The sequence below is a fragment of the Streptomyces sp. NPDC102259 genome (genome assembly GCF_044766465.1).
GTDB lineage: Bacteria > Actinomycetota > Actinomycetes > Streptomycetales > Streptomycetaceae > Streptomyces.
In genome coordinates this window covers 17,604-26,671 of sequence record NZ_JBIWMA010000037.1, presented here as the reverse complement: position 1 = coordinate 26,671, position 9,068 = coordinate 17,604, and the positions used below count along the sequence as shown (strand labels likewise).

Sequence of the window (9,068 nt, the reverse complement as noted above, 5' to 3'; positions counted from 1 at the left end):
CCGCTCATCAGCTCTCGTCTTCGTCTTCTTCGTCGCCTACGAAGAAGTCACCGACCTCCTCGACGACTTCGGCGGCGACCATGCCGCCGACGACCCCGACCGCGAGCCCGGCCTCGCCCGCCGCGATGGCGGTGCCCATGCCGGGGCCAGAGCGGTGACTGTCGTGGTGGTGCTCGTCGTCTCCGTGTCCGTAGTGCCCGCCGGGGCTGCGACGTTGACGTCCACACGCGAGCGGACCGCCCCTTACCTGCGACGGACGGGAGCCGTCGGCCTGGTCGCGCTGCCCCCTGCGCGGCGGAGCAGAGCGGCCGTGGTTGGGCCGGCCACCAGGGGCGGTCGTGCGCAGCCACAGGCGACAGGTCACGATGCCGCCATGAGAATGCCCCTCGGTCGTCCCAGCCTGCGCCCCTATCTGCCCTACAAGCAGACCGTTACAGCGGGCCAGGACGGTCTGGTCGCCCACTTCCTGGGCACGAGTTCCGTGCTTCTGTCGGACGGCAAGACCTCCGTGCTCAGTGACGGGTTCGTCACCCGCCCCGGGATGCTCCGCGTCGCCATGGGCAAGATCGCACCTGACCGCTCCCTCGTACGGTCCGCCATCGCCCGACTGCAGGTGGAGGATCTGGCCGCCGTGGTCTGCGCTCACTCCCACTACGATCACGCCCTGGATGCGCCGGTGTGGGCCGTGGAGACCGGCGCGGAGCTGGTCGGCTCGCACTCCACCGCGAACATCGGCCGCGGCCTGGGCGTTCCGGAGTCGTCCCTGCGCGTGGTCGCAGACCGGTCCACGGTCTCCTACGGCCGTTTCGACCTGACCTTCCTGAACTCCGTGCACAGCCCCGGGGACCACTGTCCCGGCACCGTCGACGAGCCCCTCGTTCCCCCGGCCCGCGCCGGCGCCTGGAAGACCGGCACCGCCTACAGTGTGCTGATCGCCCATCCGGCAGGCCGCATCCTGCTGCACGCCAGTGCGAACTTCCGGCCCGGCGCCCTGCGAGGGCGGCACGCCGACGTCATCTATCTGGGTATCGGCAGCCTGGGCCGGCAGCCGCCCGAGTTCCTGCACACCTACTGGGACGAGGTGGTCGTCGCGACCGGGGCCCGCCGCGTCATCCTCGTGCACTGGGACGACTTCTTTGTCGGCCTCCACCGGCCCCTGCGGCCCATGCCCTACTTTCTGGACGACCTCGACGCCACGATGAGTCGGCTGCTGCCCCTGGCCCGCCGCCATGGTGTGGACGTCGTCCTACCCGTCACCTGGCACCCGAGCGCCCCTCTCGCCGGCCTCGCGTGAACCGTGTGCGCAGTCGGGCCCGTCCCACGGTCCGGTCGGGAAAGTCCGCGCCACGCACGACGCCATCGTCGGCGCCGTCGCCGTCGCCGGACGGCTCAGCACACCGTCGTCACGCCTGCCCGGACGCTACGACAACACCGGCCAGCTGAACTACGTGGCGGACGAGGCGGACAGGCTCACCTGCATGGCGCACACGGTGTGCACGTATCCGGTGAAGCCGTGCCAGGGGTCGGGGTCGGCCAGCGCGGTGGAGACCGCGGCTGCGTAGCCGTCCATGCGGTCGGCGAAGACGGCGTCGACGAGTTCGTCGCGGGTGGTGAAGCGGCGGGAGAGGGTGGCTTTGCCGACTCCTGCTTCGCGGACGACGGCGGCCATGGACACGCTGAGCCCCTCGGTGGCGAAGAGGCGTCGGGCGGCGGCCAGGATGTGGTCGCGGTTGCGTTCGGCATCGATGCGCAGTCCGGCGCCGGGCTGCTCGTCGTGGGTGCCATATGCCCCAGCGCGACTTCCTCCACGCCATCGAGTTCCTCGGAACCGAGGTCCTGCCCCAGGTCCGCACCGAACTCGCAACGCGCTGACGGGCCCTCCAGAACTCACCCGGTCGCAGGCAGGAAACAGCCAGGGCGCGTATCGAGTCGTGATCACCAGAGACAGCGGTTCGAACTGTGGCCGGAGCACGGCCGAGGAACGGTGTTGCCCTCGCCTGCGGTGATCACTAAGGTCGGTCGGGTGACTGCCGGGTCGGCCTTGGGCCATGCACGAGTGGGTTTCCCGGCCTCGGCGTGAGCCCGAGGCGGGCCAGAGGCCCGCCCCCCTCTCCGCGTCTTTGCTCCGGCGCCTGCGTACGGCGCCTTTCCAACGGATCCCAAGACCGGAGACACACCACTGATGTCCAACGACCAGCCGTACCCACATGCCGGCGTCCAGCTGAACCACACAGCTGTCCATGCGAGCGACCGCTATCTGTCCGCCGAGTTCATCGCCGCGATCCTGGGCCTGAAAGTCGGCGCACCGTTTGGGCCGTTCCTGCCAGTTGACCTCGGCAACGGCGTGACGCTCGACTACTGCGAGAAGCGGGACGAGCCGATCCAGTCGCAGCACTACGCCTTCCTCGTGCCTGACGAGCAGTTCGACGCCGCGATCGCCCGTCTGAAGGTGCTCGGGGTCACCTACTATGCGGACCCCGGCCACACCGACCCCGGCCGGGTAAACGATCTGTTCGGTGGTCGCGGCGCGTACTTCGACGACCCGGACGGTCACAATATGGAGGTCATGACTCGGCCTTACGCCCGCCCATAGAGCAGGACAGCTGTGATCAAGGGGCGCCTCGGGTGAGGTCTTTGATCCCAGATCATCGAGGCGCGTAGGTGGAGGCCGGCGAGGTAGCTGTCCGGGGTCTTGTCGTACCTGGTCGCGGTGCCTCGCCAGGCCTTGAGCTTGTTGATCAGGCGCTCGACGGTGTTCCTCTCCTTGTAGAGGTCGACGTCGTGGCCGACAGGCCGACCGCCCCCGGAGCCCTTCTTCCTCCGCTGGCGGCTTGGTCCTTCTTCTCCGGGATGACCGCGGTGATGCCGCGTTTGCGCAGGTGGACGCGGTTGCCGTGGGAAGAGCAGGCCTTCTCGCCAGCGACGGCGTCGGGTCTGGTGCGAGGGCGGCCGACGGGCCCACGGACCCGGATCTTCTTCAGCACAGGGATGAACTGTGGGCTGTCGGCCGCCTGTCCAGCGGTCAGGACGAACGCCAGCGGGCGGAACTTGCGGTCAGCGGCGAGGTGAACCTTCCTGGTCTGCCCGCCTCGCGAGCGTCCCATGAGGGCAGCCTTCAGCCGGAGCACCCCTTCGTGCAACCGACGGAAGGTCGCTTCGGCACTGACCATCACCACTCCAGTCACTACAAGTAATCATATAGACACTAAACGTAGTTGATGGATGTCGCGGCGATCCGACCGCCGCCCGCAGCAACGGAGGCACTCGCCGAACCCAGAAGCCAGCCAAAACGCGTGACGCTGTCACCGCGCTCGGCCACCCTCACCTTGCAGCGGGAGGTCATCCCCGTGAGCCCGGCGAGACCACCAGTGCCACAACCCGTCACACTTGAGCCCTCCGGCGCACCTTGCTACGCCCAGTTCGCCGCCGTTCGACCTGCAGAGACCACGAACCCGTTCACTTGGGCGCCGCGGGCATCGAGGGCGTCTTGCAGCCAGGGTTTGGTGTTGACCGATTGGCCACCATGTTGCCGGTCCGCAGTTCTACCTGCCACGACCGCCTCTATCCCTGAGCCCTACGCAGGTCACGCCGAATCCTGTAGCAACGCCTGCATTCGGTCTCTACAGTCGCCACATGGCCACAGAGGACGAGAGCCCTAGTCCGCCCGACATCACCGTGATGCTCAAAGAGCAAACCAGTGCCTGCAAGGCAGCACGCGACGCAATCGCCGCCGGCGGCGAGGTCATGCTCTACGACGGACAGCCGCCACAGTGGATGGTCCTTGGCATTGCTGCGACAAGGCTGAAGCGGTCGTTGAAGATCGGCCTGACGACCCTCGGCCTCGACGAGACCGTTGAGATCCTCCGCGCTCGGCACCGCGACGAGCAACTGCGTACCGGCAACATCGTCGCAGCAAACCGATCTTGGTTCTTCACCCTGTACTTCGACTCCACCGGGACCGAGCTCCTGGCGTGCAGCGGCGTCAAGAACGAGCGTCCCCCGCGGAGGGACGGTCAGCGGGTCCAGCTGTAGCGGCCGCCACCCGTATTCACCGCAGACGCTGCGAGGCGGGCAACGCCTTGCAGGACTGCCAGCAGGGCATCGTCGGTCATGTCGTCTGCGTCCTCGGATCGGAGGCGCGTGGTCCAGTGGCCTGCGAGTTCTTCCAGTTCGGCGGAGTTCGCGTTGGCCAGTGCTTGGGTCGGTCGCTTCGGCACAGCGAACACTTCAGCCCCATCGTTCAAGGGGGCGGTGACCCACTCTGGCCACGCCCACCCAAGTAGCTGATCGACCGGTGGGGCTTCGGCCGAAGGCTCCTGGAAGTACATGTCCCACTCGGCGATGACGCTGCCCGGCTCACTGAAACGGCAGGTCACAGACTCAAAGGCCGCACCAGGTCCCCGTAGGCGCGCCGGAGCTGCAGCCCTCGGCCGGCCCGCGGACATCGTCCGTGCCGACGACTGGCCGAACTGGCTGCCCCTCAGCGCCGACGGCGTCGTCCCACTCGGCCCCCACACCTTCGTGCCCGCCCTCAGAGAGGCCCTGCGAACAGTGATGGAACGCCGCACCTTCCTGACGATCTCCGGCGCCGCCCTGTCAGCGCTGGCCGCCGACTGGACAACCGGCCCCGCCACCACCCTCGCGCCGGACCGCGCCGACAGGCCAATCGGCGAGGCGAGGACTTCGTCGAACTCCTGGAGAACACCGCCCAGAGCCTCGCCGACCTGCCCACCGAAGCCAACGGCTTCAGCTCGGGTGCCCGGTCCGCCTTCAAGGAGGGGACCGCCTTCCTCACGGTCGACGGCACCGACCTGTTCTACGTCCTCGATGACCGGGTGCTGCTTGCTGCTCATGCGCAAGCAGAGGCATGCAAACGACACAGGAGACTGCTACTTCCCCGCGCATCTGATGCTCGGCGACTAGGGCCACAGTCCAGCCGCGTTACGGTCTCGACGTGCTCCCGCTCGCTTCGGCCACGGCCTCGTCGTACCCCGGGAGTCCCGGTGCCGGGAAGGAGGAGCACGCGGACAGGAAGCCACCACGGCGAGCGTGACAATCGGGTGCCCGCACCCGGGCCATCAGGCCATCGGGCCGACGGGCCGGCGGCCCGACAGGGCGGCGCGTCCGGGCGGGGGGAGGGGGCGGCGGGCGGCTCTCGCCGTGGCCATCACGGCGACGAGGGTGAACAGGGAGAACAGGAGCGCCACCCCGGAGGCGATCAGGCCTCCGAGGAGGTTCTGGGCGTTGGGCACGGTGACAGCGGTGATGGCCAGGGCCGCGTTGACCTGCCGGACCCGGCGAAGCCGTTTACCGGCGTGGACGTGCAGGGGCTCGTGGTCGTCGGGGTGGGTGCGGTCCCGGGTGACGTCCACCAGCACGCCGAGCGAGGCGAGGATGGTGCCGATCACGGACAGCAGCTGGGTGCTGGCGAGCGTCAGGAACAGGGCGAACGCGGCGGCGAGGATACCGAGGGCCGCGGTGATGCGTACGTCCCGGAACTCACGGTCCGTCAGCCGGTAGCCCAGGTCGACCTCGATACGCACCATGCCGTCGTCCTCGCCGTCGTCCTCGCCGCCGTCCTCCGGACGGGCCGCACGGACGTCGAACCGCTGCACGGCGGAGGACTCCCCTTCGCGGTGCACCGGGACGAGTTCCGACTCCGACCGGCCCTCCGCTCCGGCGGCCACCAGCCCGGACGGAGTGACGAACTCCAGCCGGTTGCGCACCTCCCAGGGCAGGGTGAGGGTGAGCGAGACCACGACCCGTCCCCAGCTGATTCGCCGGGTGGTGCAGCCCTCCGGGTAGTCGTAGGTCACCTCGGAGGGCAGCCCCGGGTAGACGTCGAGTACGGCCACGACCGGCGTGTAACGCATCACGTCGGCGATGCGCCGTTGCAGGAAGTCGTCGACGTCGTCCGACTGCCGGGCGCGCAGCAGCAGGTCGTTGAGCTCGTCGGTGCCGCTGTGCCAGCCGAGGGCGCCCAGCCGCCGGGACACCTCGGCGCGCGAGGAGTTCCCGGCCGGGTCCTCGCCCGGGCCCAGCAGCCGGTGGACTCCCTGAGCGAGCGCGCGCGTCGTCGCGTTCGCTCCGAGCACGCCCACCGGCCGGCCGCCGCTCTCACTCAGCCGCAGCGCGTCAAGTCGGTCCCCGCGGCCGGGCGGCAGCAGGTCCGCGAGGACCATCGTCCGCCCGGGCCGGTCCTCGGTGGCCAGTTTGGTCATGACCTGGTGATGGGCGAGGGTGCTGGACTCCAGCGAGACACGCTGGGTGCGGGACGTGATGATCCTGGACGGCCGGGTGACGTCCTCCAGCAGCCGCAGCTCGCCGCCCAGTACCGGCACACCGCGCGGATCGACCACCGCCGTGGCGTCGGGAACCACCAGCGCGGTCAGCGGGGTGACCGGAGCCGGCCGCTCCGTGTAGTGGACGACCAGGTCACGGGCGAGCAGGACGAGACGGACGGCCGCCGGGTCGGAGGGCGTGGTGTAGCGGGCGAGGTGGTCGTCCAGCACAGCGATGGTGGAGTGCTCGACACGTGAGGGCCCGCACAGGATCTCCGCGACGACCTGGACTATCCCGGCCAGCCGCCGGCCGTCGGGCTCTGCGGACGCGGCCTCCAGTTCGGCGGCGGCACGGCCCGCGGCCTCGGCGTACCCGGCGATCAGGGCGTCGTGCGCGAAGGCCGCGAGCCGTTCCGTCGCCTGTTCCGGACGGCAGGCCGTCAGGTGCCGTATCTCGTGGACGTACCAGGTGAGCCGGTCGGTGCGCAGTGGGTCGAGCCGCTGGTGGAAGTAGTCCGCCGCGATCCGGTGCGCCTGGCGGTACACCGTCGGCCGCTCGTCCCGCATGCGCGCATGCAGCGCCGTCGCCAGGACGGGCCTGACCCGATGGCGGGACTCGCCGCCGGGCAGGCCGAACCGTACCCGGTCGAGGGCGACGAACGGGGATCCGGTCACCCGCTCCGGCGCCACCTCCACTCCCAGATCGGCCGCGGTGTACGCCACGACGTCCGGGTCGAACCACCGGTGCACGACCAGCGCCTCGATCAGTCGCGCCTCGTCGGCCGGCAGCCGGTCGAAGCGAGCCAGGGCCTCCTGGGCGACGGGTTCCTGGGTCATGGCGTCAGCCGTCCCTGCTGTCCTGGTCGTCGCGGGCGGGCCCGCGCTTCTCGATGTGCTGCCTGAAGAACTCGTCGAGCAGCCCGGGCACACCGCCATGACGCCGGTGGATCGCCACGGCCTGGTCCCGGAGGTAGGCCAGCCCGAGTTCCTCGATCCACTCCTGAACGGCCGTCACGTCGAACGGCGGCAGTACCAGCGTGTGCACGGCATCGGCGGTGAAAGCCCTTGGCAGCCGGGGAAGTTGCCGGCCGGCCACGAACACGCTGACCTGCCGCCGGGAGAGCAGAGCGGGTAGCAGCGACCGGCCGAGCCAGTTGCGCATCGGCTGGGCGCAGACGTCGAAGCTGTCGAGACAGATCACCGGTCGGCGCGCGCCCTCGATCAGGTTGTCGAGCAGGGCGTCGCTCAGCGAAGCGGTCTCCCTCGCGCGGTCCTTGCTCTCGGAGAGCAGCTGGATGGTGGTGTGCCGTGCCCATACGTTGCGGAAGTCGGCCTGTGTCGACCTGGACTGCTCCGCGAACCGGTCCCGTGCGGTCCGGTAGCTCGGCGCTTCGACGCCCTGCCACTGGGCCAGCGTGGCCAGTAGCTCCAGGACGCCCTCCTCCTCAGGGATGTCCGCCAGGTCGACGTAGTACGCGCCGTCTGCCCGGTGCCGCTGGTAGATCTCGAACAGCAGGGACGACTTCCCGATGTACTCCGGCCCCTCGAAGAACATCGCCTGGCGTTCGCCGTCCGCCCGGGGGTCCCGCTCGGTGACGCTCCGCGCACTCCGAAGCTGTTCGGCACGGTCGATGTGCCGATGTTCGTCTCGCTCCACCGGATGGTCCTAGCGGCCGTCCTCACCGGCCGGCCGCGCGGGCGGGGGCGGATCCGTGGGGCGGCGCAGCGGGGAGCCGTCGTCCGGCAGGATCTCGATGAGGCTCTCGTCCAAACGGGTCCTCTTGAACGACGTCCTCGCCGACTTCACCATCCGTATGGAGGACTTCTTGGTCCTGAGGCCGTCGGTCTGCATCGTCTGCCCCTTCAGGGGCTTGGACTCCTCGTGGCCCTCAACACCGGCCGTCACGCCCATGCCCCGCACGCTGGCGCTCTTCAGCGTGCCGCGCCGCAGGCCGAAGACGACCAGACCCAGCACGATGATCACGATGATGCCGATGACCACCAGTTAGGTGTTGGTGAAACCGCCCATGGAAACCTTGCCTCCCCCGCCGTCACTCTCCTGACGGACCATGAGAAACATGCCACAACGGCACATGTCCGTTCAGGAGTTACGGGAATCTTCCCGCGACCCGGCAGTTCTATGCCGACACTTTGGCGAGTTCCGGGACAGCCTGGGCGCCGAGCGCCCGGTCATAGCGGTGGAGCAGCAGCTCGGCCATCGCCGGGTGGGTACTCAGGGGGGCGGAGGCGGTCCACCATCGCTGCGCTCTGCTCGTGCTCGCCGAGCTGGTCCCATCGGTCGGCGCACTCCTTCTCGCTCGGGCTGGAATAGCTGGGTGCCACGCCGTCGGCGATCTTCTGCCGCTGCAAGGCCAGCCCCTCGCTGCGCCCGAGCCGGTACATCTCGCGTACGCGGTCGAGGTGAGCGGCTCGCTGCTCCTCTGCGGTCGGCTTGGCTGTGCCGGCTGAGCAACCGGCGAGGCATATGACGACAGCCAGAGCACCCAACGCGCCGATGCTCGCCCTCCCCCGAGTTCTCATGATCGGGAGGGTATCCAAGGAGCCGGTCCGAGGCTGTTCATCCATGCAAGTGCGAGCGCCATCAACAGAGTTGGGGAAAGCCGCCCCCGGCGCAGGAGCTGATGCATAGGGTCGCACTGCCACGGCTGTTGCTCACCCGTCTCGCTCGCCCGCTCACACGTCCGGTGCGTTCGGGCACCTCACGGTGAAGGGAGAGTGAGATGGGAGATCACGCCAAGCCGAGGCGACGACGGCTCACTGGCCGCC

The 9,068-nt window shown here is 69.2% G+C and carries 9 protein-coding genes and 1 pseudogene; 3 read left to right on the top strand and 7 right to left on the bottom strand.

Features of this window, described 5'->3' with window-relative positions; genetic code table 11:
• Window positions 1–7: 7 nt before the first annotated feature.
• Window positions 8–139, bottom strand: coding sequence for a hypothetical protein (locus ACIRPU_RS41595; RefSeq protein WP_403877596.1), 132 nt, complete (start codon window positions 137–139; stop codon window positions 8–10).
• Window positions 140–373: 234 nt separating this feature from the next.
• On the opposite strand from ACIRPU_RS41595, the gene ACIRPU_RS41590 reads away from it, so the two are divergent.
• Window positions 374–1,294 carry an MBL fold metallo-hydrolase gene (locus ACIRPU_RS41590; protein ID WP_403877593.1) on the top strand — a complete coding sequence of 307 codons (921 nt, stop codon included), beginning with the start codon at window positions 374–376 and terminating at the stop codon, window positions 1,292–1,294.
• Between the two features lie 150 nt (window positions 1,295–1,444).
• Here the strand turns inward: ACIRPU_RS41590 and ACIRPU_RS41585 are convergent, their stop codons facing one another.
• A complete protein-coding gene (locus ACIRPU_RS41585; RefSeq protein ID WP_403877590.1) occupies window positions 1,445–2,050 on the bottom strand; it encodes a TetR/AcrR family transcriptional regulator in 606 nt (201 codons plus the stop codon).
• A 132-nt stretch (window positions 2,051–2,182) separates the two neighbouring features.
• Here ACIRPU_RS41585 and ACIRPU_RS41580 point away from each other — a divergent pair, with 132 nt between their 5' ends.
• The gene (locus ACIRPU_RS41580) at window positions 2,183–2,593 is read left to right on the top strand and encodes a VOC family protein (RefSeq protein WP_403877587.1); all 411 of its coding nucleotides are present in this window, start codon (window positions 2,183–2,185) and stop codon (window positions 2,591–2,593) included.
• Here the strand turns inward: ACIRPU_RS41580 and ACIRPU_RS41575 are convergent.
• Window positions 2,578–3,125: pseudogene (locus ACIRPU_RS41575) on the bottom strand (IS5 family transposase); the annotation flags it as partial. The gene ACIRPU_RS41580 and the pseudogene ACIRPU_RS41575 overlap by 16 nt on opposite strands.
• A 508-nt stretch (window positions 3,126–3,633) precedes the next feature.
• On the opposite strand from ACIRPU_RS41575, the gene ACIRPU_RS41570 reads away from it, so the two are divergent.
• Window positions 3,634–4,032 (top strand): hypothetical protein, encoded by a 399-nt coding sequence (locus tag ACIRPU_RS41570; protein WP_403877584.1) that lies wholly within the window; start codon window positions 3,634–3,636, stop codon window positions 4,030–4,032.
• On the opposite strand, the gene ACIRPU_RS41565 is transcribed toward ACIRPU_RS41570, so the two are convergent.
• The 4 genes from ACIRPU_RS41565 to ACIRPU_RS41550 form a co-directional block, all read right to left on the bottom strand.
• Window positions 4,014–4,853 carry a hypothetical protein gene (locus ACIRPU_RS41565; protein ID WP_403877582.1) on the bottom strand — a complete coding sequence of 280 codons (840 nt, stop codon included), beginning with the start codon at window positions 4,851–4,853 and terminating at the stop codon, window positions 4,014–4,016. The two genes, ACIRPU_RS41570 and ACIRPU_RS41565, sit on opposite strands and share 19 nt — an antisense overlap.
• 225 nt (window positions 4,854–5,078) lie before the next feature.
• Window positions 5,079–7,118, bottom strand: coding sequence for a hypothetical protein (locus ACIRPU_RS41560; RefSeq protein ID WP_403877579.1), 2,040 nt, complete (start codon window positions 7,116–7,118; stop codon window positions 5,079–5,081).
• A 4-nt stretch (window positions 7,119–7,122) separates the two neighbouring features.
• Window positions 7,123–7,938, bottom strand: coding sequence for a hypothetical protein (locus tag ACIRPU_RS41555; RefSeq protein ID WP_403877576.1), 816 nt, complete (start codon window positions 7,936–7,938; stop codon window positions 7,123–7,125).
• A 9-nt stretch (window positions 7,939–7,947) separates the two neighbouring features.
• The gene (locus ACIRPU_RS41550) at window positions 7,948–8,283 is read right to left on the bottom strand and encodes a hypothetical protein (protein WP_403877573.1); all 336 of its coding nucleotides are present in this window, start codon (window positions 8,281–8,283) and stop codon (window positions 7,948–7,950) included.
• Window positions 8,284–9,068: the final 785 nt, after the last annotated feature.